Annotated in this window: 21 protein-coding genes; 9 read left to right on the top strand and 12 right to left on the bottom strand. The window is 30.7% G+C overall.

All coding sequences use genetic code 11. The features are described from left to right. Positions 1-72: 72 nt before the first annotated feature. The 6 genes from glyA to ECH_RS01235 form a co-directional block, all read right to left on the bottom strand. Positions 73-1,335 (bottom strand): serine hydroxymethyltransferase, encoded by a 1,263-nt coding sequence (gene glyA / locus ECH_RS01260; protein ID WP_006011337.1) that lies wholly within the window; start codon positions 1,333-1,335, stop codon positions 73-75. A 70-nt stretch (positions 1,336-1,405) separates the two neighbouring features. Then, positions 1,406-2,032, bottom strand: a complete 627-nt coding sequence (rplI, locus tag ECH_RS01255) for a 50S ribosomal protein L9 (RefSeq protein WP_006011335.1) — start codon at positions 2,030-2,032, stop codon at positions 1,406-1,408. A gap of 18 nt (positions 2,033-2,050) precedes the next feature. Further along, on the bottom strand, positions 2,051-2,338 hold the full coding sequence (rpsR, locus tag ECH_RS01250) for a 30S ribosomal protein S18 (RefSeq protein WP_006011333.1): 288 nt from the start codon (positions 2,336-2,338) through the stop codon (positions 2,051-2,053). Between the two features lie 13 nt (positions 2,339-2,351). Next, complete coding sequence (gene rpsF, locus ECH_RS01245) at positions 2,352-2,681, bottom strand: 30S ribosomal protein S6 (RefSeq protein ID WP_006011331.1); 330 nt, start codon at positions 2,679-2,681, stop codon at positions 2,352-2,354. A gap of 128 nt (positions 2,682-2,809) precedes the next feature. Further along, a complete protein-coding gene (locus tag ECH_RS01240; RefSeq protein ID WP_011452526.1) occupies positions 2,810-3,430 on the bottom strand; it encodes a CvpA family protein in 621 nt (206 codons plus the stop codon). A gap of 4 nt (positions 3,431-3,434) precedes the next feature. After that, positions 3,435-6,083: a TRAP transporter permease gene (locus ECH_RS01235; RefSeq protein ID WP_011452525.1), complete on the bottom strand. Its 2,649-nt coding sequence runs from the start codon at positions 6,081-6,083 to the stop codon at positions 3,435-3,437. A 501-nt stretch (positions 6,084-6,584) separates the two neighbouring features. Between ECH_RS01235 and radA the strand changes: the two genes are divergently transcribed. The 5 genes from radA to ligA all read left to right on the top strand — a co-directional run bounded on the left by radA (position 6,585) and on the right by ligA (position 11,274). Further along, positions 6,585-7,937 (top strand): DNA repair protein RadA, encoded by a 1,353-nt coding sequence (radA, locus tag ECH_RS01230; protein ID WP_011452524.1) that lies wholly within the window; start codon positions 6,585-6,587, stop codon positions 7,935-7,937. Next, positions 7,934-8,431, top strand: a complete 498-nt coding sequence (locus ECH_RS01225) for a DsbE family thiol:disulfide interchange protein (protein ID WP_011452523.1) — start codon at positions 7,934-7,936, stop codon at positions 8,429-8,431. Before radA ends, ECH_RS01225 begins: the two co-directional genes overlap by 4 nt. A 226-nt stretch (positions 8,432-8,657) precedes the next feature. Further along, positions 8,658-8,879 (top strand): BolA/IbaG family iron-sulfur metabolism protein, encoded by a 222-nt coding sequence (locus ECH_RS01220; RefSeq protein WP_006011371.1) that lies wholly within the window; start codon positions 8,658-8,660, stop codon positions 8,877-8,879. A 5-nt stretch (positions 8,880-8,884) separates the two neighbouring features. Next, positions 8,885-9,217 carry a Grx4 family monothiol glutaredoxin gene (gene grxD / locus ECH_RS01215; protein ID WP_006011361.1) on the top strand — a complete coding sequence of 111 codons (333 nt, stop codon included), beginning with the start codon at positions 8,885-8,887 and terminating at the stop codon, positions 9,215-9,217. Between the two features lie 26 nt (positions 9,218-9,243). Next, positions 9,244-11,274, top strand: coding sequence for an NAD-dependent DNA ligase LigA (gene ligA / locus ECH_RS01210; protein WP_011452522.1), 2,031 nt, complete (start codon positions 9,244-9,246; stop codon positions 11,272-11,274). Positions 11,275-11,581: 307 nt separating this feature from the next. Here ligA and ECH_RS01205 read toward each other — a convergent pair whose 3' ends face one another. The 3 genes from ECH_RS01205 to ECH_RS01195 form a co-directional block, all read right to left on the bottom strand. Beyond that, a complete protein-coding gene (locus ECH_RS01205; RefSeq protein ID WP_011452521.1) occupies positions 11,582-12,745 on the bottom strand; it encodes a ribonuclease D in 1,164 nt (387 codons plus the stop codon). Between the two features lie 243 nt (positions 12,746-12,988). Beyond that, positions 12,989-15,133 carry a sensor histidine kinase NtrY-like gene (locus tag ECH_RS01200; protein WP_006010666.1) on the bottom strand — a complete coding sequence of 715 codons (2,145 nt, stop codon included), beginning with the start codon at positions 15,131-15,133 and terminating at the stop codon, positions 12,989-12,991. A gap of 166 nt (positions 15,134-15,299) precedes the next feature. Beyond that, on the bottom strand, positions 15,300-15,566 hold the full coding sequence (locus ECH_RS01195) for a cold-shock protein (protein WP_006010665.1): 267 nt from the start codon (positions 15,564-15,566) through the stop codon (positions 15,300-15,302). Positions 15,567-15,854: 288 nt separating this feature from the next. On the opposite strand from ECH_RS01195, the gene ECH_RS01190 reads away from it, so the two are divergent. The 3 genes from ECH_RS01190 (at position 15,855) to ccmA (ending at position 18,479) form a co-directional block, all read left to right on the top strand. After that, positions 15,855-16,673 (top strand): SDR family oxidoreductase, encoded by an 819-nt coding sequence (locus ECH_RS01190; RefSeq protein WP_011452520.1) that lies wholly within the window; start codon positions 15,855-15,857, stop codon positions 16,671-16,673. 388 nt (positions 16,674-17,061) lie between these two features. Beyond that, positions 17,062-17,625, top strand: coding sequence for a dCTP deaminase (gene dcd, locus ECH_RS01185; RefSeq protein WP_011452519.1), 564 nt, complete (start codon positions 17,062-17,064; stop codon positions 17,623-17,625). A 200-nt stretch (positions 17,626-17,825) separates the two neighbouring features. Continuing rightward, a complete protein-coding gene (ccmA, locus tag ECH_RS01180) occupies positions 17,826-18,479 on the top strand; it encodes a heme ABC exporter ATP-binding protein CcmA (RefSeq protein ID WP_011452518.1) in 654 nt (217 codons plus the stop codon). A 334-nt stretch (positions 18,480-18,813) separates the two neighbouring features. On the opposite strand, the gene ECH_RS01175 is transcribed toward ccmA, so the two are convergent. Continuing rightward, the gene (locus ECH_RS01175; protein WP_011452517.1) at positions 18,814-19,848 is read right to left on the bottom strand and encodes a COX15/CtaA family protein; all 1,035 of its coding nucleotides are present in this window, start codon (positions 19,846-19,848) and stop codon (positions 18,814-18,816) included. Between the two features lie 316 nt (positions 19,849-20,164). Between ECH_RS01175 and ECH_RS01170 the strand changes: the two genes are divergently transcribed. Next, positions 20,165-20,905, top strand: a complete 741-nt coding sequence (locus ECH_RS01170; RefSeq protein ID WP_011452516.1) for a DsbA family protein — start codon at positions 20,165-20,167, stop codon at positions 20,903-20,905. A 28-nt stretch (positions 20,906-20,933) separates the two neighbouring features. Here the strand turns inward: ECH_RS01170 and ECH_RS01165 are convergent, their stop codons facing one another. Next, the gene (locus ECH_RS01165; RefSeq protein WP_011452515.1) at positions 20,934-24,248 is read right to left on the bottom strand and encodes a hypothetical protein; all 3,315 of its coding nucleotides are present in this window, start codon (positions 24,246-24,248) and stop codon (positions 20,934-20,936) included. A 190-nt stretch (positions 24,249-24,438) separates the two neighbouring features. Continuing rightward, positions 24,439-25,680 carry a histidine--tRNA ligase gene (hisS, locus tag ECH_RS01160; protein WP_006011310.1) on the bottom strand — a complete coding sequence of 414 codons (1,242 nt, stop codon included), beginning with the start codon at positions 25,678-25,680 and terminating at the stop codon, positions 24,439-24,441. Positions 25,681-25,851: the final 171 nt, after the last annotated feature.

Below are 25,851 nucleotides of genomic sequence, written 5' to 3'. Positions count from 1 at the left end.
TCACATTTAAAAAAGTATGTAAATAAAAACTAAATTATTTACATTTTTAAATATCATTTTACATTGACTTAACTAAATAAAATTAGAAGTTAATTCCTTAACTCTTTTTATTATATCTCTTTCAACAGATAATCTAACACTATCACTAGCTTTTAAACTATCAATAACATCACAAACCATACTGCCAATTTCCCTAAATTCTGATTCTTGTAACCCTCTGGAAGTCTCAGCAGCACTACCAAAACGTAAACCAGAAGTTACAAAAGGCTTTTCTGGATCAAAAGGAATAGCATTTTTATTACAAATAATTCCTAGTTTTTCTAAAGCAAGAACTGCATCTTTACCTGTAACACTTTTTGAACGTAAATCAAGAACAACCATATGAGAATCTGTACCACCTGTCACAAGATCAAGCCCTCTTTCTTTAAATACTTCACCCAAAGCCTTAGAATTTTTTATTATTTGTTTCGCATAATCTTTAAACTCAGGTTTCAATGCTTCTGCAAATGCTACAGCTTTAGCAGCAATAACATGCATTAACGGACCACCCTGCATACCAGGAAAAATAGAAGATTGAATTTTCTTATGGATATCTTCATAATTAGTCATTATCACTGCTCCCCTAGGGCCACGCAATGTCTTGTGAGTAGTAGACGTAATAACATGAGCATATTCAACAGGCGAAGGAAATTCTCCAGCAGCAATTAACCCAGCATAATGCGCTATATCAGCTAGAAGATATGCTCCCACTTTATCAGCTATTTCCCTAAACCTTTTAAAATCTATTACACGAGGATAAGAAGATGAACCAGCAATAATTAATGATGGATTATGTTCAACAGCTAACTTCTCTATTTCATCCATATCTATTAAACCAGTATCACGATCAACTTGATACTGCACAGCATTAAACCACTTTCCAGAAATACTAGGAGCAGAACCATGAGTTAAATGACCACCACAATCAAGTGACATACCAATGACAGTGTCACCTGGCTTTAACAATGCAGCAAATACTCCTTGATTAGCTTGTGAACCAGAATGCGGTTGAACATTTGCAAATTTACATCCAAACAATCGACATAAACGTTCTATTGCCAAATTTTCTACAATATCTGCAAAATGACATCCACAATAATATCTTTTTCCTGGATAACCTTCAGCATACTTATTTGTAAATATAGAACCCTGAGCTTGCAATACTGCCTTACTCACAAAATTTTCTGACGCTATTAACTGTAGTCCAGAATTTTGTCGATTTAACTCTCCAGAAATACAATTAAAAACCTCAGCATCAACTTCCTGTAAATCATCATCTAAGATATACCCAACCATAGAAAGAACCCCGTAATAAATTATAAAAAACTCTTAACAGCGCTATTACAATTAGATACAACTTAAAGTGTTATTCAGAAACGCTATCCTGTTTCTCACTCTCATTACTGTCTACATTACCGCTATTTATATCATTATCAACGCTACCAAGTTCTAAACTTTCACCCTCAGTACAACTTCCTTTTTCAACTTTCCCTTCTTCTATCTTTCTTTTCTTTTCTGCATGCAACTTTTGTGCTTGCATAGCTCCTAAATCATTCTTAACTACATAAAGTGTAATAGGAAGAACTAAATCAGGATGTAATTCTAAATTAACTACATATTCACCAATGTATTTAATTACAGAGTAAAAAAATATATTACGGTAATGTATATTATACCCCTTATCAGATAACAACTTAGATATACACTTTGGGGTTACAGAACCAAAAAGTTTCCCATCATCAGCTGCTTGCCTAGTTATAATTAAGAACTCATCTTCTAAGGATGCTTTTAAAACCTTAGCTGCCTCTAACTTTTCTAAATTTTCTTTTTCAATAAATAAGTACTGCTCCTCTAAGCTTTTTAAATTCTCCTTAGTTGCTCTAACTGCTTTTTTCTGTGTCAGCAAGTACCTAGCATACCCTGGCTTAACTTTAAGAACCATCCCTGCTTTACCAAGATTTCTAACACTTTCTTTTAGAATAACTGATAACATATTAACCTATAAAAAATATCAACAATAAGGCAATAAAGCTAAGTAACGAGCTCTTTTTACAGCAGTAGACAATAACCTTTGTTTCCTAGATGAAACAGAAGTAATCCTACTAGGTAATATGCGCCCATATTCTGAGGTAAATTTAGATAGCAGACCTTTATTTTTATAATCTATATCTTCATTAGGACATTGTTCTAACGGACAAGCCTTAGACCTCTTAAAGTACGGTCTTTTGAGATAAGCTAATGGAGAATAAGCAGTCGCTCCCGAATTATTAGAATTTGCTTTCTTATTTTTTTTCAACATAATAAATATCCAACTATACTTGACTTGCTTGTATCATCAAAGAATCACCTTTTGGTAACTTATCTTTCTTAAGACACAGAAAACGTAAAATATCTTCATTTAACCTGACTTTACGCTTAAACTCATCCATGCTGCTAGGAGTTGCTTTTATATATATCATGCAATAATGCCCTTTATTCATCTTATCTATGGTATAAGCAAAATCTAAAAGCCCCCAATACTCATACTTAAGAAGCTCAGCACCATTTTTTGTTAACAAGGACGATAACCCTTTAACCAACCCTTCTAACTCATACTGAGTCAAACCTTGTTGTGCTATAAAAGTAAATTCATATAAAGGCACGTCTTCTCCTTAACAAAAACTAACTACGCCATTATATAAAATATTACATTATAATCAAGTTAATTATTTTTCTAATCAAATGTTTTTATTATTTGACATACACTAGATAATGCTATCAGCTAATAAGCTTATATTTTCTTAGTCATATCCCTTTCTACACGTTTGTAGTTCTTCTTTTTTACATTACTAGCAGTATATTTTTTCTCAAGAATATCCTGCACTGCAGATTCTACTTCTTGAATCTTCTCATGAGTAGATTCTGGCATTATTTCATCTACATAAGTATTAAAGATATAAAATATATTATAATAATATGAATTCACAAACCAAGTAGGCAATACTTCATCATCTTCTTTCTCTGCAGCAGGTAATAATGCATAACAAGAGGTTTCTATGATAAAAAATAGAAAATAAGAAAAAACTACTCCTTTTATGAACCCTATTAACAATCCACCAAATCTATCAATCACAGTACATCTTGCTGAAGATAAAAGGTGCATAATCCACCCATTAACAACAATAATAGCAACAGTGATCAAAATAAAAACAGTAATTGTAGATAAAATCTCCGATATAATGTCAGAAACAACATATTGACCATACAAGCCAGAAAAATAACTTCGATATCGCATAGTCAACAATATTGATACACAGATACCACATAATCCAAATATTTCCTTAATAAAACCCCTAAAAAGACCAATTACAACTGACAATAATATAATCCCAATTACTGCTATATCTAGCATAAACCTATTCCTGTCTTATAAAATTACTCTTTCTAGTTTGTAAAAAGATCACTGTAGTTAGTAATATAACAGCTATCAAGTAAACATAAGTAACATGATAATGCTTTTTTAACGATAATGCTAATTCTACAATGGAATAACTATCATCCATATCAGATGGTTCTATATAACTCCAACTTGCTATCTCTTTAACTCTTAGATAGCCATCAGACGTGTTATTGAGATCAACAGTAATACCAACATTTCGGCTTAATAAATCAAATAATGTACCGCGATATTCAGAATCTTCTATCTTATCTTTTAATGGAATAATTACTTCTTTCCTTACTTTATCAGGTTGATTACTCGCTTCTACAGTAAGTCTCACAGAACTATCTTTAAAAACTACTAAGGTATCATTTAATTTAGAAAATGGTACAGTATCATAAGGAGATACAAATAATTTAGCAATATAATTAGGCATAATCAGTATTATCCCCAACATTAAAAGCATAATAGACTCGTATAACTTATTTTTCCTAATAAAGTACCCTTGCATTGCTGCAGAAATACTTAATATACCAACCAAAGAGACAAAAATTACAAATATATTATTCCAGATATTTGTAATATCATATAAAATGAGCTCATTATTAAATATAAACAAAAAAGGAACAATCATTGTTCTTATATTGTACAAGAAAGATTGTACTCCTGTTTTAAATGCATTACCTTTCGCAATAGCAGCTGCAGCATAAGAAGCTATCCCTACGGGAGGAGTTACATCTGCCATAATTCCGAAATAAAACACAAATAAATGAATAGCTATCTGAGGAACATACAAACCAGTCTTATGTATAACAGAAGTTAAAATTGGAGCCATAAGCGTAGATACTATAATATAGCATCCTGTTGCAGGCATGCCCATACCTAATACTATACATATTACTGCTGTCACTAACAAAGTAAGGAACAAACTACCATGAGCTATAGAATCAAGTAAGCCACTAATTGATAAACCAAATCCAGTTAATGATACCGCTCCTACTATTATCCCTGCTGCACTAGTTGCCACTGCAATAGCGATCATATTTTTAGAAGCCATGACCATAGCTTCATATACTTGCTTAACACTTCCACAAAATACAGAACATAAGCTTGATAATTGCTTATTAAACAAAGTATATATTACATCTCTAGTAAGCAAGATAAATATCAAAAATAAATTCGTCCAAAAACAAGCTAAAGCAGAAGATAATTTCTCAACAATTAAGCACCATATTAAAATAAAAATTGGAATAAAATAATGAATACCATACTTAAAAGTTTCTGATAATTTTGGATATTTCTTTTCCTCTTCAACACCTTCAATATTACTTCTCTTACCCTTGAACTGATAAAATAATATGGCAACATACACAGACACTATAACCAATGATATACAATATATACTTTTATCTAAAAATATTGCTTTAATACCAGGTACATAGAATCCATATATACTAATCCCTTCTATTAGTACATAAACGATACACGAAAAAACAACCAAACAGGCAATAGCTATAAGAAATCTTAAAACACTTAAATAAATAGATCTTGCTTTAGTTAGGTCAAGTACAGGACGCATATCTAACTTACATGCTTCTAAGTGTACAATATAAAGCAAAGTAACATATACCATAACTGCAGGAACAAAAGCATACTTTACAATAGTAGCATAAGGAATAGATAAGAATTCAGACATTAAAAATGCTGCTGCACCCATAACTGGAGGCATAATTTGTCCATTAACACCAGCTGATACTTCTATCGCAGCTGCCTTTTCAGGACTAAGACCCATTTTTTTCATTAAAGGAATTGTAAAAGAACCTATAGTAATGGTATTAGCAACTGAAGAGCCAGACATCATACCCATAAAACCAGAGGCAATAACTGCAGCCTTAGCTGGACCACCAACAAATCTACCAAGTAAAGCAAAAGAAAGTTTAATAAAAAAATTTCCAGCTCCTGCTTTATCCAGAAAAGCGCCAAACAAAACATATAAAAATACAAAGTTAGATGACACAGCAAGTGCTACACCAAATACTCCTTCAGAAGATAACCACTCATGAGATGCTATAGCAGAAAAATTATGTCCTTTATGTGCAATAATATCTGGCATATATTTTCCTAGATAAGCATACACTAAAAATGCTATAGCAATAATAGATATAGGAATTCCTATCGCTCTCCTTGCTCCTTCTAATAGAAACAAAAGTCCAAAAAATGCTACAATCAAATCAATATCATTAGGCATTGCAATCCTAAATGATAGATCTTCATAAAACGCAACAATATATAATACCGTTACACATGATAATATTGAAGAAATCCAATCTAATGCTCTAAATCCTCGATTAGAATTCTTAGATATTGGCAAAAACAAAAATAATAAGGAAAAGGCAAATGCTAAATGAATAGCCCGAGATTTAATATCAGGAAGTACTGCCCACTCCAACCCACAATTTACTAACCAAAAAGGTAATGGAGATGCTATAAATAATTGAAAACAAGCCCATAAAAACGCTATAAAACTCACTGTATAACCAGTAATTTTATGACCTTCATCAATTGGTTTAGAGGAATCCAACTCTCTATCTATTAAATTTTGTATATGTTGTGCTTCCTTTTTCATTATATAATTAATTCCCTTCATGACACTTTATCAGTTAATAACACTACATACTTTTCACGTCAATAAAATATGACCTCTAAGTAATATCCGCATTTTCCTAAAATATACTTAATACAAAAAAAGTATATGTATATCTCAATTAATCTAAATTAAAACCATTTAATAAATTATGCTACAGTTTTAGTAAAAATCTTTGTTTTTTCCTCATGCATTGATATTTACTTAACTATTTTGGAAATTGCTTTAATGTATACTATATAAGTGCTATTTTAATATTTCACAGGTATTAATTAAAATTATACTTTTGTTGATGTACATCAAAAACACTGTCCACAAACTGTTAATACAATAAGATAATTTAACCTAATAATGAAATATCTACTCTTCCTATATATCCTAACCAAAAGCATAAAATCATATAAAAAAAACTTACAGTAGCGAATATACTTTTTATTTGTTAAGATCAATGTCAAGGACAACACAACTTTATAATCTATAGGTATGTCTACAAAAACCTTCTATGTCTGCCAAGTTTGCGGAAATCAAACACATAGGTGGACTGGTAAATGCAATGCATGTGGTAACTGGGATAGTATTATTGAGGAAACAGGCACAGAACATTTAATCAATACACAACATAGTTCTGAAGTAAAACTGAGTTCATTATCTGACAAAAATACACTAGCTCCATCACGCTTTATTACTAAAATAAGTGAATTAGATAGAGTATTTGGAGGTGGTATAGTATTAGGGAGTAGCACCCTTGTAGGAGGAGAACCTGGTGTAGGAAAATCAACACTTTTATTACAATTAACGGCAATCTTAGATAAACATTTTTCCACATGTCTTTATGTATCAGGTGAAGAATCCATAGATCAGATCAAAATTAGAGCAGATCGATTACAAATCACCCAGTCCAACATTCAATTATTATCTACTTCATCATTATCAGATATTATCTTTTCCCTTAAAAAAAACAAAGATTTTAAATGCGTTGTTATTGATTCAATACAAACTATATATGATACTAGGATATCATCATCACCTGGAACAGTAGTACAGATACGTATGTGTACTCACGAATTAATCACATTCACAAAGCAACACAATATAATACTATTCATACTCGGACAAATAACAAAAGATGGTCAAATAGCTGGACCAAAAACATTAGAGCATATGGTAGATACAGTATTATATTTTGAAGGAGAAAATAATAATCAATTACGTATTTTACGCACAGTAAAAAATAGATTTGGACCTACTAATGAAATAGGTGTATTTGAGATGTCTGATAAAGGACTAATACCTATAAAAAATCCTTCATCTCTTTTTCTAGCTAGGTCACAGAACAACAATATAGTTGGTAGTGCAGTTTTTGCTGGCATTGAAGGCTCAAGACCTATATTAATGGAAATACAGTCACTAATTGCAAATACAAATATGGTCACCCCAAGAAGAGCAGTAGTTGGGTGGGATGTTAATAGGCTAGCAATGATCATTGCTGTATTAAGTGCAAAATGTAACATATTTCTAGGAGATAAAGAAGTATATCTTAACATTGCTGGTGGATTAAAAATATGTGAACCAGCTGCAGATTTAGCCATTGCAGCATCCTTAATATCAAGTTTTATTAACATAGCTATTCCATCTTTAACAATAATATTAGGAGAAATTGCCCTGTCAGGAGAAGTAAGAAATATATCAAATATTGATGCACGCTTAAAGGAAGCCCACAAACTAGGCTTTACAAAAGCTATTATTCCACTTAATAATAAACATATCTTTTCCGATATCAATATCGTAGAAATAGGTCATATAAAAACATTAAAAAAATATCTTATTGAACTATGAGAATAATTGCTACAGCTTTACTAGTATGTTTCTTAACCTTTACCGTGATACTCACAAAAGTTTTATTAAACCAAAATACTATCACTGATACTACAAACAGAGTAGTACTACCTATACTTTTTACAGAAGATCAAGTATTTGATACAAACGACTTAATTGGACAACCATACATACTCAATGTATTCGCCTCTTGGTGCACGACATGCCAAGAAGAACACAGTTTATGGTTAGAAATTGCTGAGAAAAAAACAATAAAAATATACGGAATAAATTACCTTGATACTGAATATAAAGTACAAGAATGGCTAAAAAAACATGGAGATCCATATACCAAAATAGCAAAAGATTATTCAGGTAAAACTGGAAATGTACTAGGAGTAACAGGAGTACCTGAAACTTTTATATTTGATAAAAATGGCAAAATATTACTACACATACACGGTAGTGTATCTAGAGATACATGGGAAAATCAAATACTAAAGATTATACAATAATGCTATGCTCAATGTATTTATGATATTACTCATAAATAATAATATCTTAATACCCAAACATAATATGTACTTTCACAAATTAACAATAAGCATAGCTCTCAACAACTATAAAAGTCATAGGACCATCATATATTACATACAATAGCTTTGCTTTAAAACTATTTACCTCTACACTAAAACATGTTATAGTAAAAAGTTTTATATCAATCTATGATCTTGTTAAATAATGACTGTTACGCAATCTCAGTTGGAGCTTCTAATAAGGAATGCTTTTCCAGAAGCTGAAATAACTGTTACTAGCCTTGTAGGTGATAATAATCACTACTCGATTAAAGTAATTTCAAGTCAGTTTCAAGGAAAGTCAAAATTGGAACAACATAGAATGATATATAAAGTACTAGACGGATTAAACATACATGCAATACAAATACAAACAGGATGTAAGTAATAACTATGACAAATGATATAATGGATAAAATAAAACATGATATAGAAAATAATGATGTAGTTTTATACATGAAAGGTGATGCTGATTTTCCACAATGTGGATTTTCTAGTGTAGTAGTTAGTATCTTAAAAAAAATGAATGTTAAATTCAAGAGCATTAATGTATTAGAAAGCTTAGAATTACGTGAAGCTATAAAAGAATTTACAAACTGGCCTACTATTCCACAGCTATACGTTAAAGGTGAATTTATTGGTGGGTGTGATATAGTTAAGGAAATGTATCACAATGGAGAACTACAAGAATTACTTAGTAAAAATAATTTAATTGTAGCTCAATAGCACAAAATTGTTTATTTATACTAATTATGGTCGACCAGGAAAAAGCTAAATTAGAGTTAGATAAATTAAATAAGCAAATACAGCACCATGATGTTCTTTATTATGTACAGGACAATCCAGAAATCAGTGATGCTGAATATGATGAGTTATGTCGCAAAAGAAATTTAATTCTTAACGCCTTTCCAAAACTCACACAAAGTAACGATTACCAAAACAATATAGGTAGTTCTCCAGACACAAAGTTTGCTAAGGTTAAACATGAAGAGAAAATGTTTTCCTTAGATAACGCTTTTAATCAACAAGATGTAGAGAAATTCATCACAAGAACTAAAAAGTTCTTAAACATCAATGACAATCAATCAATACCATTATCTTGCGAATTAAAAATTGATGGACTATCATTTTCCGTCATATATAAAAAAGGAGAAATCTATCAAGCATCCACAAGAGGTAATGGATATTTTGGTGAAAATATTACAACCAATGTCAAAACTATAAAAAATCTACCACATATTATTCACAATGCACCAGATCTTCTAGAAGTCAGGGGAGAAATATATATAGATCGCTGTGATTTTATACAACTTAATAATGATGGGAATAATTTTGCAAATCCACGCAACGCCGCAGCCGGATCTGTAAGACAACTAGATCATAACATTACTGCCCAACGTAAACTAAAATATTTTATGTATACAATAGTCAACACTGCATGTCTAACACAAGAAGAATTATTATACCAATTAAAAATCTGGGGCTTTTGTGTAAATGAACATACTATTACTACAGATAATATTGAAGAGGCTTTTAATTTTTACAATCAAGTTTATAACAATAGAAGTAATATCAACTATGATATTGATGGTATAATATACAAAGTTAACGATATCAAATCACAACATATCTTAGGAACAACAAGTAAATCACCAAGATGGGCTATAGCATATAAGTTTCCTGCTGCAGAAGCAAAAACCCAATTAAATAAAATTTCCATACAAATTGGCAGGACTGGTGTACTTACACCCATTGCAGAACTTTCTCCTATAAATATTGGTGGGGTCATAGTTACAAGAGCAAGTTTACACAACAAAAATGAAATAGAGCGTAAAGATATACGTGAAGGCGACTATGTTATTGTAAAAAGAGCAGGAGATGTAATACCTCAAATCGTGGATGTAGATAAAAATTTAAGAACTCAAGAACTAACAAAATTCGTTTTCCCAACAACATGTCCATCATGTGGTAGTAGTGTATATCAAGCAAAGCAAGAAGCATCAATATACTGTACTGGTGAATTATTTTGTAAAGATCAAATCCTGGAAAAAATAAAGCATTTTGTTTCAAAAGACGCTTTTAACATTATTGGATTTGGGAAAAAACAGCTCTTATTTTTCTATGAACAAAGATTAATAACAAATATTACCGACATATTCACATTAGAAGAAAAAATAAGTAATAGTGACGTAAAATTAGAGTCATTACATGGGTGGGGTGAAAAATCCATGAGTAACCTATTTTCTGCTATAAATAACAGTAAAGTAATCAGCTTGGAAAATTTTATTTTTGCGTTAGGAATAAGATTCATAGGAAAGTACATAGCAAAAATACTAGCTAACCATTTTTCATCATATGAAACATGGTATAATGAGATGCTCAAGTTAGCACAGAATGAAGATTACTCGCTAAACATACAACAGATAGGGTCCAAAACTATTGGTTCACTCAAAATGTTTTTTAGTCAACCACATAATTTAAATATGATTAATGATTTAGTAAAACACCTAACAATAACAGATACACAGTCTAGCTCTTATCTATCACTCATTCATGGAAAGATCATAGTTTTTACTGGAGAATTATCAAGTATGTCAAGATCTGAAGCAAAAATAAGGTCAGAAACTGCAGGAGCAAAAGTTTCTTCATCATTATCAAAAAATACAGATTTCCTAATTGCAGGAAACAATCCAGGATCAAAATATAAAAAAGCACAATCTCTCAATGTACAGATTTTAACTGAAGATTTATGGTTACAATATACCCAATCAAGTGAAAATTGAATTTCACTCAAACACACAATTTTTAATAATAAGCAATCTCACAAAGTCTTTATAATATATTTGACCGCAACACAAATACTTATTTTACAATATATTATCCCTTTTCAACACGTAAAACAGTAAATTTTACATTACATGAGATTATACAAGATAATGTGGATTTTTCACCATGACACACAATAAACTTTCAACTACTCTGTAACTAGAAACACATACATTTTTTTATGCTATTACTGCACTAACATACGTTTCTCCAGTAATTACAGTATCCTATAATATCTATCAGAGTTCTTACTTTACAACAAGTCTACATTTCCGTCAAAGTAGTTACAATATCCATACAATCATTATCCAGTACTTGTGCTGAGACTATAATCTTAGATTTTCCTTGCATAAATTTCTCAACTTCGCATCCAAAAAATTCATATCTCCAACCTTTCATTACATAACTAAACTTACCGTTAAGAAACCTAATTAGGCCACCTTTAGATGCAACTAACTTCTGTGAGATATTATTTTTGTAACACATATTATATAACAATATAAGCAGCACATTTAAAACAGACTTATTATAACTATTAACACTTACATAATGTAACTCATCAATATTAACAGATTGATTATTATCAATAACTTGTAAAAGATCAGACACTGCATCACATGATAAATATTCTTTCTTTATATACTTACCTAAAGTACTAATATCACTTTTTTTTATAAAATCTCTAACTAAAGATAGCATTACCTTGTTTTTTAATATAAATTCGCGATTAAGATTAAAAAACTTTGCTAATCTTTCTCGCCATTCAATTACAGATCTTACAACAATAATCTCCTCTTTTGTCATATCAGAACCAAAATCAGGAATATCACAAACATCATTACAGTTAACTTCCTGTAACACTATATTATTCATCTCTTCCAAAAACCAAGGTAACTTTCCAGCATCTAATAAATTGTTATATAATATTTGATAAAGCTCATACAAATATATAACATCGTTAAGTGCATACTGGATTTTATCAGCAGATAATGGTCGAAGCGCCCAATTAGATCTTTTCAAGCTCAGCTTATCTAATGAAATACCTAAAAATTGCTCTACTAACTTAGAATATCCAACTGCATTATCATAACAACAACAAAACATGGCAGCAATTTGAGTATCAAATATAGGGCTAGGAATTTCTGGAAATTTTGTTAACAATGCATCTATATCTTGTCTACAATCATGAAAAACTTTTATTATACTTTCATTATAAAAAATATGTCCTAAAACTGATAAATCCATATCTTTCGCTAAAACATCAATAACAAACTGTTCTTTACCATATGCAATTTGAATTAAACATAATTTAGGATAATATTCACTACTACTTCTTACAAATTCAGTATCAACTGCAATAAATTTAGGTTGCAATACAAGCAGCTGATTACACAAACGCTCTAATTCTTTGACAGTATCAATTAACATATACTTATTTTCTTCTTCACAATTTAAACCTTTATAATTTCAGTGCAAAAATACTTAATATAAAATCTTTTTATATCTATTAAAAATAACCAATAAAATACTAACATTTTCACGCATATTATCAATTTATATTAGACCATTATTTCTCTTGAAAACTATCTAAAATTGACCTGAGCAAATTAATATTAATCGTATCTTTAATGATAAACAAAACTGCTAATAATAGGATATTATAAATTTACATTAAATATTTTCACAATCCTGACATTTTACAAATGTCAACTTAACCAGACCACCATCTTCTATATTATAGAAACTTATTGTTGCATTATGTTCATCTAGTATCTTTTTTACTATGGATAAACCTAATCCTGTTCCTTGGACACGAGTTGTAACATAAGGTTCTGTAAGCTTTTCCATAAGTTCTTCTGGAAATCCTACACCATTATCCTGAATTTGCACATTAACACAATCTCTATCATCAACTACACTAATTTTTATCAGTCCCTGTATACTATTAGACTTCATATCAATTGATTCACATGCATTCTTGAACAAGTTAATAAATACATGATTTATCTGATTTTTATCTAATACAACAAAAATTGGATAACTTGGTATATCTAACTCATAATGCACAACACCACGACTAAACTGCCCGGAAAACGCCAACTCTTTTACTACACTACAAATATCATGTTTAATTAACACAGGATCCGACATTTTCGCAAATTTTGCAAACTCATCAACAATACACCTAATACTCGTCACATGGCGAATTATTGTATCAATATATCTTCCAAAACTTTCCTTATCAGAAATAATTTCATGCTGATACTTGCTACTTAATCTTTCAGCAGCAAGATATATTGGAGTAATAGGATTTTTTATTTCATGAGCTATTCTTCTTGCAACATCAGACCATGCAGCTGATCTCTGTGCATCAACTAAACTTGAAATATCATCAAATGTAATAATATATCCTTTATTAACACTACCAAGCAATTTTATTCTCACAGATAAAGTGAAAGACTTTCTATTTCTCAAAACAGTAATTTCATCATGCATTTTAGAGCTTTTAATCAATTCAGATATTTCAGGAAATACATCATCAAGTTCTGCATGTAGGATATCATTAGGAGCTAATAATTCCTTTGCTTTATCATTCATTAAAGTAATTATACCAGCACAGTTTACTGCTATTATTCCAGAAGAAACACCTGACAAAACAGCTTCTATAAATTCTCTTCGTTCATTCATATCTTGATAAAGTTTTATCAATTGTGAACGTTGGCTACTAAGCTGTGACGTCATTTGATTGAATGCACGTGCAAGCGTAGACATTTCTTCTCCAACTCGTCCTTCTTCTATCTTGAAAGATAAATCACCCTTTTGAACTTTACGTGTAGCGTAGAATAAATCCAACAGTGGACGAACTATGTCACCAGAAAAATTAATTCCGTACCAAATAGCAGTCAATAATAACAATAACGATATTAAAATAAATATCATAGAAAACTGTATTTGTAGTGATGATATCTGTGATTGCAGATCTCTATATGATTTAACTGCTCCTTTCGTTGCTGATAAATGAGAAATAACTTTTCTATCTATAATACGACTTACCATGATATAAGTAGATGAGAATCTATCAAGTAAAAGAAAAGCACGTATCATATTTTCTTTTATTATAATAACAATCCTATCATTATCCACTCTATCTAAGTCATTCCATGGGACCATATCAAAATTTAATACAAAACTAAACTTATTACTTGCTACTATCCTACTTGGTTCAAAAATTATTATTTCAGCCAATCCTAATAAATCTGCCCTAGATTGCACAACATTTTGCAATGCTGCTGTATCATAATTTAATATTATCTTGTGATCAGATATATAATGTGAAATAGCTAAAATATCAGAACGAATATTTCTCTTATGCTCCCTTAAATAAGCCTCTGCCACTTGGATAGACTCATGCATTACAGCTTCAACCCTTTTATTAAACCAAGCTTGAATACTATAATTAAAAAACAAAGTAGAAAAACCTGAAATCACAATTGTTGGAATAACAGCTACTACTGAAAACATTAGAATAATCTTTGTTTGCAAATGAGAACCTAAATGTCCCCTTTTTCTTCGTATCCACATATTAATCAACTTATGAGATACACTAGCAATCAACAGTAGAAATAATATCAAATCAAAGAATACTAACTTTATAGCCCTACTATGATCAGGCCCAAGGGGATCATCATGATGAAAAACAACACAGTATGTTATAATCAAAAACAAGAAAACAGATATTGCTAAGAACGAAGCAACGATTTTAAAAAACTGAAATCTACTTATATTACTGTATACCTTTATAAACCAGCCTTTCATTAGGATATCACATGCTGAAGAAATTATTCATAACAAATGTAAAAGATCAGCCCTTATGCTTACATAACCGATAATAATCTAAAAGAACCTACATCTAAAATATTATAAAAAGAACGCTATAAACTTTTCTAATATAATAAAAATATTTATAGCGCATTACATGATTCTAACCTTCTAACAACTCAAGATTAACTGCTGAAAACTTACCATTATTTTTATCAAGCTGATACTTTACCTTTTGGCCTTCTCTTAAACCATCAATTTTGCTTCTTTGCAATGCAGTAATATGAACAAAAATATCCTTAATATCTTGACCAATATTCCTTATCTTATTATTACCTTGATCTTTACAAATAAAACCATAACCCTTTTCTGAACTAAACCACTTCACATATCCAGTGTAAGTTGAATCATCCACTAACCGTTGAGACATTCAAAAATCCTTAAAAATTAAAATAAACGCATAGACTATACTGCTAAGAACATACTAGTTAATAATAACATGTACTAAAACATACAATACCATGTTAGATCAAGGTTAGAGGTTAATATATTTTTTGCAAGAAAAATATTAATTTTTGCACTAGATCAAATATATATTATACAGTTTTTATTACTAGCCAGATGAAGTTATATATTAACGTTAAATAATATATAATAATTCGATTGATTTTTGTTAAAACCAAGTATATAAGCACATACTTTGTACTCAGTTTAAATTATGCATTTATTTTGTTTTGGATATGGATATACAGCTAGATTCCTCGCACAAAAACTTCTGCCCCTAAAATGGAAAATTAGCGGTACATTATTTAACAAAGTAGCACATACAGATAATAAAGATGTTCATTTATTAGATTACAATTTTCCATTACCAGAATCTGTATTCTCTGATGTGACACATGTACTAATATCAATCCCACCAGATGGAGACAATATTCTCCAAAAATACTACAATTTTTTAAAAGAAATCAAATGGTTAGGATATTTATCAGCAACAAATGTATATGGTGACCATAATGGCAATTGGGTTGATGAAACATCTTCAACAAACCCATCAACTCCTAACGGTATTAATCGTCTAAAGCAGGAAAAAATGTGGCATAATTCTAACCTTCCCTCACATATCTTTAGACTCTCAGGTATATATGGTCCAACTAGGAACGTATTACGCAATTTAATACAAGGTAACGTTAAATATACTATTAGTGATACTATATTTTCTCGCATACATGTTGATGATATAGCAAATATTTTATTTACATCAATACATAATCCTAACCCCGGCAGCATATACAACTGCACAGATGATTTACCATCACCATACTCAAACGTAGTTAAGTATGGAGCTGCACTATTAAATATTAATACACCAGAACCAATGGACTTTGAAGATTTATCAGACAACATGAAAAGATTTTATTCTGAAAGAAAACTGGTAAGCAATTTAAAAATAAAAAATGAATTAAACATATCATTACAATATCCTAGTTACATACAAGGGTTACAAAGCTTGATAAAAATCGAAACACTGTTGTAATACCCAACATAGCTAAAGAATTGTAATCTATAACTATCCACAGAAAAAAATTATTGAAAAACCAAATTACCATGCTTATACAAATAAGCACGCCAAAAATTACAGGTTAATGATCTTACACAAAACTGTTAAAATAATAACAACCATAATCAATAAACACAGTGAATTGTTTACCTATATGCATAGTATCTTGCAATATTAATATTCAATATATTCTGACTTTCTAGCATTGAGTATTATTATATAACATTCAAATTATTATTAAAAATCATCTTCGACTACATACACACTATTATAATATACATAAGTAATTTTAACTTGCATTAATCAATGATTAATTGTAAATGTTTTATTCACCATTTAACAAGTGCTATACGAGGAACTAAACATGTCAGTCATGCCAGATCATTGGATCAAAGATAAGGCTATTAAAGAGAAAATGATTGACCCATTTATCGATTATAAGAGGAGTAGCGGAATTTTATCATATGGGTTATCATCATATGGATATGATGCAAGAATAGATAATAAATTTAAGGTATTCACAAATGTTAATTCAGTAACAGTTGACCCTAAGAATTTCCCACTAGGAAGTTTCATAGACAAGGAAGAAGATGTATGCATCATTCCACCAAACAGTTTTGTATTGGCAAAAACTGTTGAGTATTTCAAAATACCAAAGGACATACTTGTAATGTGCGTTGGTAAATCAACTTATGCAAGATGCGGAATTGTTGTAAATGTAACACCCCTAGAACCTGGATGGGAAGGATATGTAACCTTAGAATTTTCAAATACCACACCTCTTCCAGCAAAAATCTATGCTTTTGAAGGAGCGTGCCAGTTTATTTTCTTAAAAGGAGATAGCCAGTGCAACTTATCCTACAATGAAATGCAGGGAAAATATATGAACCAATTAGACGTAACTTTACCAATAGTAAACAACAGTTAGGAATTATGTACCAGGATATAGATTAGAACTCTAATCTATATATCTAAGCCTTTTATCATAGTATATAGCAACCTACTTCTAATGTTTTATAAAATGGCCATAAACATATAATATTTAGTGTTATGATATAATTAATCTACTTGCAAAAATTTATTGTTGGAAGTATAAGTGTAACTTTTAAGTAACACTTACGTAAAAACATGCTAGAATGTACTGACCTTGCTTGCATTAGAAATAATAGATATCTATTCTCCCAGCTTAATTTTAGTACACAACAAAACTTACTAACATTAGTTATAGGGAATAATGGAAGCGGCAAAACAAGCTTACTTAGACTATTTGCAGGACTAGTCCCCATAACACATGGAAACATAAAATATAATGGAAAAAACATCCACGATTCCAATACATATTTTACATCTCTTACTTATATAGGGCACAAAAACTTTTGCAATGACAATTTCACTGTCCTAGAAAATATCCAACTATGGGCTAACTTAAAAAATACCCATGAGTTAATAGCAGCTACAATATGCTTTTTTAAATTACAACCAATACTAGACATAAAATACAAGGATTTATCATCTGGGTGGAAAAGAAGAGTCGCACTATCCAGATTATTAATATATAACACCAACATATGGATTATAGATGAGCCCTTTGCTCACCTTGACATTAATACAAAAGAATTAATATTAGAACTCATTTTTACAAGATTAAAACAAAAAGATAGTATAGTAATTATATCTGACCACAGCGAAGTAAAAACATATGGAGAATGTCAAGTTATCAACCTTGAAGCTTTTAAAAATCAGCAATCTAATAGTTTACAGCATGATCTCTATCTATACTGATTGTAACTTAAAACACCAAACTATACCCTCAAAGCTATATTAAATAATTTAAATTATATATCAATCAGTGACTAAATAACACACTAGAAATACCATAAAAATAGTCAAAAACACATAACAATTTTTAATCTTAGAACTCACAACATATATTTATGCCTTACCCAACAGGAAGCCTATTATTTACTCAATACTTCATCATTACTCTAAAAAACTTCAGAGCTATCTGTACAACAAAAAGTACAAAACTAACTTATAACATATATAACAACTTACTTAATTCAAAGATATGAAATTACAAGCATTCCTTGTATCATCTATCAAGCACACAAACCTCCTATTTAACATATTGTAACTTAGATAATTTCATATAATGTAACAAGTAAGTATTAACAGCAAATAAAATAAAAGCTGTTACTTGATGTAAAGAAGCAAGAACTATAGGAACATTATATATAAATGTTAGTACTCCTAATGTTAATTGAAGACACAAACATATTAATAGTAAATATGCTGGAAAAAGATTCAATCTTAATATTAACAAAGTTATAATAACTACTAAGAAAATAAGAGTTGCTATTAGCTCATGTATAAATTGTACCGTAACAGGATTCTCAAAAATATTATACCACAATGGCTTTATGAATAACAAATCTTCTAACATTAATTTTCCTGCTAAAAAAGGAATAGTTTTATCCAACAATCCAGCATTTAATCCAGCAACTAATGAACCAAATGTTATTTGAGTAACAATTAATACACTAATTACAGAAAAAATTAATGTTCCATTGACTTTAATGTTATAAGTTACTTTAGAAATAGTAGATAATAAAAATTGTCTCCACAAAAGATAGAAAATCAACAATGCTAACAATAAATGAGCTGTTAATTTATAGTGACTTACATGAGGACGATCAATTAAGCCGCTTTTTACCATAAACCATCCTACAACTCCCTGAAACAGTATTAACAAACAAATAACTATGAAATTTATTATCAAATTTCTATGTAGTTTTTTTTTATATGTAAAATATAAAAACGGAATTAAAAATGTTAGTCCAACAATTCTCCCAAGTAATCGATGAAAATACTCTATCAAATATAACTTCCTAAATCCCCGAAGTGTAATATTAAAATTTAGATATTTAAATTCTGGAGTAGCCATGTACTTTATTTTTTCTCTAATCCATGCTCTTTCTCCAATTGGAGGAAATACTCCAATAACAGGATTCCATTCAGTAATCGACAAACCAGAATGAGTAAGACGTGTTATCCCTCCAACTAACACCATAAGCAATATCCCTATACAACATATACATAACCAAATTTTCACACCAACACATACTTCTCTATTATCACTAGCAATTTTCATCATAAACCTATGAATATATCTTCAACATTATAAACAAAAATGAGACTCTTCCTTATAGAATTATGTAAATTTACACAAAAATTTATAGCATTATGACGTAATTTTCACGACTTTAAAAATTACCTGACACTATCTGAACATTTGACGATAAAAGAACCCAATTTACCGATGTATAGTTTACTTATATTACAACTGACAAACATTGAAAAACTCATTAAATATTTTATGATTTACACTATATTTTCAGCTATTTCTCCTATTGACTTCATCAAAAATTTATAGTAGCTTTAGCATTCTATGATTTTTAGGGTTAATAATGCTAAGGATTTTATTTTTATTAAGTTTAGTTATACTAGTAGCAAGCTTTCCGTTAATAAACAATTGGTTATCTAGCAAATCTGGTAAAACTATAATAGATAAAGATACAATTATCTCAATCGTAGAAGAATATATTGCTAATTACCCTCAAAAAGTCATTGACCTCCTAACTAGAGGGCAAGCACAAGCAGAAAATGAAGAAATGAGTAAAAACATAAAAAAGTATAAATCTGAACTTGAGGATAGCTCATATCCTTCTGCAGGAAATAAAGACAGTAAAATCGTATTTGTAGAATTCTTTGATTACTCTTGTGGTTATTGCAAAATGATGTCTGAAGATATGAAACAAATAATACAAGATGGTAAAGTACGTGTCATATTTAGAGATTTTCCAATACTTGGAGAAGCATCACTGAAAGCTGTTCAAGCAGCACTAGCAGTACATCTAATAAACCCAAGTAAATACATCGAGTTCTACCATGCTGCACTAAACCATAAGCAGCAATTTAACGATGAATCTATACTAAGTCTAGTCAAATCAATAGGTATTGCTGAAGAAGATTTTAAAGTTTCATTAGCCAAGAATTCCGACACTATAGAAAAAATGATACAATCTACTAAAGAATTAGCTCAAAACATTAACATAAGGGGCACCCCTGCCATTATAATAGGAGATACATTTATTGGTGGAGCAGCTGATATATCTACTTTAAGAAGTAAAATAGATGAGCAAGGATAAAGGCTTTTTTAAAGCAGAATGTGACTTTCTAATGTGTCTTAGGACGTGTATTAATGTCTACTGGAAAAATTGTTGCATCTTGTGTTTCATTTACAACTTCATTATTTAGTATGCGTTGCGTATCATCATCATGACCTTCATTACGTCCATTTAAGCTACGGATGTTTATACATGTCATAAGAAACATTGATATTGATATAACAAAACAAGTCATAGATAAAGCGATACATGCTATTCGTGCTCCTTCATCATTTACCGCAAAAGCCATTCCCATTAATGTAAGAGAAACAGCAAGTATAGCTGCTGATATTGCAGATGCATAATTACAAATTGAAGACCTCTTCTCTTTAAAAATGTCACTAGTACTTGATTGCACATCACCAGGATCACGTGCGACATAAGAATCTTCATATCTCTGAGTTTGATCTTCTATTGCTACTGTTTGAGTGTCCGAAGTTTTACATTCCACCTCTACTTCTTGGACGTCATCTTTCATTTCTACTATCTCGCTGACTTTATCATCACTAGGACCTACTTCTTTTACATCTGTCTCACATTTCGCATCCACCTGAATTTGTATCTGCAATTTACCTACAGTCGCAGAAGCACTCTCAATACCTGATTTATCTAATAAACCAGTACTATAAACGAGATGAGAAAATGACACAGGTCCTTCCGGATCATCTAGAGCTAATGGATTTGATAATACCGGTAGCAAAACTTCAGATAATGACACAGAATCGATAACAACTGGACTAACTTTACCTGCACAATCAGCATCATCAACATCTTGTATAACATCTTTATGTACTAAATTGTTCGATTTTATAATCCATAAACATGCTGCCCTAAGTATTGAATCTTCAACATTAATACTGCCATCTTCGTTAACACATGATCTAATAAAATTTTCCATAATAACATTATTACCTTGACCAGTCATTATATCGATAGCTTCAGCACTAGATGTCCTAGATCCCCCTATATTACTAATACGATTAAGAAACGCACTTACAGCTTTCTGAGGTGAATAATCTTTCTTTGTCGAAGATTCATAACACATATTTATAAAATTAGCAGCAAATCTAGGAGAGACCAAAATAATAGAGAATAAGAACTGTGGTGAAGATAACTTCGCAGACAATAACTCCTCTTTTATCTCACTTGAATTATATAAATACACATAAGATGCAAGCATCTGTACCAAGGCCATGGACTCTGGTTTACTTATGCCATCACAAGGATTAACTTGCAATTCTGGACCAGATTGCTCACCATGTGGTAATACCGCATTACTAAACAGCTCAGCAAAGCTAACACTAAATCTTGAATTTCTTGCCCTAATAAGATCATCTTGAGATACATTTAACCTACTTGCATAGGATGATAACATATTGTACATTTGACTGTATACTGCACAACTATCACCGTCTAGTCCTGCCACCACTTGCGAACTATAACACATAGGTAAAGAACTACCTGCATATCTGAATAAACTCAAACAAACATCAGCACAAGACATGAAATCTTTCAATAACTCATTGTACATATCCTGTACAGCACCCTGCATTTTATAACGATCACAAGCTACACAAGTAATATCTAACAACTTTAAAATCAGGTTTCTTTCTACAAAATTACCAAAAAGCAATTTTAGAACTATTGCACCCAAGTTTCCTACTTCATAACCATCTACAACACCATTAGATCCCCTGAATGCCTGACACATCATCATTGCTGCTTGCTGAGCTTTTACTTCATTCACTGGTTTACATAACTCAAATATATCAAATGCTAATTTTGAGTCCTCAATCTTTTCTTGCGCAACTTCACCTAATAATAAATGTTGCACTAATATCAAAAGTGTTTCTTTCTTAAAAATAACGTCTGAAGGATTAATTCCAGTACAATGTAATGCTGCTTGTGCAGCATTAAAAGCATCCCTATAACTTTCAATGGCTAACTTACTTCCTGCAACACTTCCTACATTTACCTTATCACCAAGATCACCTAATTTCCCATAACATATATTAAACATTCCTCTAACTACACTCAATGGCTGTCTTGCAACAAAAACAGCATAGTAACACATAGACAGCAACTCACATAACATCTCAAGTCCAGAATTAGGCTCTCCTTTATCTTCAAAGGAAAAATTCATCCTACCTAATCCCGATACAAACAAACAGTGTAAGTCTGATGGGTTCCCTTCTAATGACATCTTGTACATTTGTGTCATAGATTCCAATTTCAATACATTATCAAGTTTTGGGTGATGAAATATCCCATTAACTGCCAAAGTAGCGTCATAATAAGCAAAATGAGTCATACGAGAAGAAAACGGATTGTATGGTACAGGCTCATTAGCAACAATAGCTAACGATCCTCTTGTTGCCAGACATACATCATTAAATACAGATATGTTGTACCTAATTTCATCACCATAACAATCAGATATACTTCCTTGATGAAATACAGAAAATAAATTCTTATAAAAAAGAACAAGTGAAGGTGCCATGCCCATACCAAGACGACTTCTACATGATATAGGTAATTTGTCTGTACCATCACAAATAAATCCATGGAGAACAGAGTAAGCTTTTTTCCTCAATGTTTGGCTGAAAAAATCAGGATTTATGTTCATAAAACAACTTATAGCACTCTTATACACAACAAGAGTAACTAGTTTCATAAGCGTTTCTTTGTCTTGTACTTTATCTAAGCCTTCTATAACTTGTAAGTAACTACCTCTAACACTACAGATCATACTATGCAATATACTGTGCATACTATCCATATCCATAGTCTGTATTCCAAAAAGTCTCTGGACAAACTTGTCACCATACACCTTTAGTGCTTCTGCATTTTCAGGAGTGACTGAACTTGTTTTTCCCCGAGTCATAATAGACATACAAGTTCGACTTAGATCAGATAACAATCCTTCCACTATTTCGTCATCAGTATAATGCCGTGTGGACAGTACATATTGAGCAGCAAGAGAGTGAAGACGCAACAGTAAATACATTTGAACATTCCACAAACGTGTCATAGATGCTAACTCAAGGTGACCTTGAGTCTCTAATTGTTGTGATACATGGTCATAACATCTATAGTTCCTATGATCACAATCTTTCACTACAAAATCTATATGATCATTGCTTTCAACATTACATCTGTCCAAATCATATATCAGGAAAGAAGCTGCGTTTTGATGGAAGGATTCTAGTATTGTCAATAATCCTAATGTGTCTTCACTAGACAATCCCATACTTCTACAAAAATATGCTAAATAACTCATGTTATGAGCCATCACAGCACTTTGTTTAAACTTATTAGTTAACATGCTATACCTCCCACTTTAGAATTATTGAAAAATAGAAAATGATTACATTGTGTCTATACAATACATAAATTCCCAACCAAAAAGACACTCTCTTCTTTTTCAGATGTACTTTAAATAATAACACATTTAAATAAAAATAGAAATTTTTTAACTAAATCCTTACGCTTTTTTCATAACTTGACAAACACTGTTAAATTTTGTTACACAATGTGTCCAATAAATCACATCTAACTATTTCTTGTTGTTCACCAGTTTTCATATCTTTGACTTGTATAGTATTATTTTTTAGCTCTTCATCTCCAAAAATTAACACTATATTATCATCACCTACTTTCCTTAATGCATTTCTCAAATTAGCATTTTTATAATTCCAGTTTACAGAAATACCATTACAACGTAACTCATAAGCAAGCTTCAAAGCATAGGATACTGCATCTTTCCCTATAGGTATCAATACTACACTCCTAGGTTCTTGATGTTTATAATCTATCAACGCACTAACTCTTTCAACACCCATAGCAAAACCAACAGCAGGAGTATCATTTCCTCCCATAGACTTCACTAATCCATCATATCTACCACCAGCAACAACTGCATTTTGTGCTCCTAATTTAGACGTTGTAAACTCAAACACCGTATTACAATAATAATCTAAACCTCTAACTATACTATGATTTACTTTATAAGGAATACAGAGCTCATCTAACCCATATAGAACCTCTGCAAAAAAATCATTAGAGGATTTACTATAAAAATAAGAAATATTAGGAACATTCAATAAAATTTCACGATCTTCTGGAGCTTTTGAATCTAATATTCTTAGAGGATTTGTAATAAGCCTACGCTGACTATCTTCTGATAAATCTTTCTTATATTTGTTTAAATACTCTATAAGACTGAGCTTATATGAGTTCATAGTTTCCTTATCACCTAGAAAATTAATCTCTAACGTTATATCATCTAACAACTTCAACTCATCCAAAATATGATAGCCTAATGCTATCATTTCAATATCTGCAAGAGGAAGATCACTTCCAAAAAACTCAAAATTAACTTGATGAAATTGTCTTTGACGACACTTTTGAGGACGTTCATAACGAAATACTGGTCCACTAGAAAATAATTTGACAGGAATAATTAAATTTTTATTAATTAATACCCTCACAATAGCAGATGTAAATTCTGGCCTTAATGTAATATTTTCACCACTTTTATCCTGAAAATTATACATTTCCTTCATTACAATATCTGAATCATCACCTAAAGTCTTAGTAAACACTTCAGTAAATTCAATGATTGGAGTATCAACAGCTATAAATCCATATCTATGCGCTATTGACTGAGATAAACGATGTATATATTGAAACTTATAAAGTTCAATCCCTAATAGATCCTTGGTACCCCTTACTTCTCTTAACTTATCACGCTGCATAAAACTCTACCTTACATCAATCTACTCGTATTATACTCGAACTACATATTACCATATTAATTAACACACATTTTAAATATTCTAGAATAATGATAACACTATACACTTACTTAAAACTTAAAAAGCCAATTGCTAAATTAACTACAAATATATAAAATGAAAGTTTAATAG

The sequence above is a fragment of the Ehrlichia chaffeensis str. Arkansas genome, from assembly GCF_000013145.1.
Lineage (GTDB): Bacteria > Pseudomonadota > Alphaproteobacteria > Rickettsiales > Anaplasmataceae > Ehrlichia > Ehrlichia chaffeensis.
The sequence above is the reverse complement of the archived record's forward strand: the minus strand, read 5'-3'. Positions and strand labels throughout refer to the sequence as shown.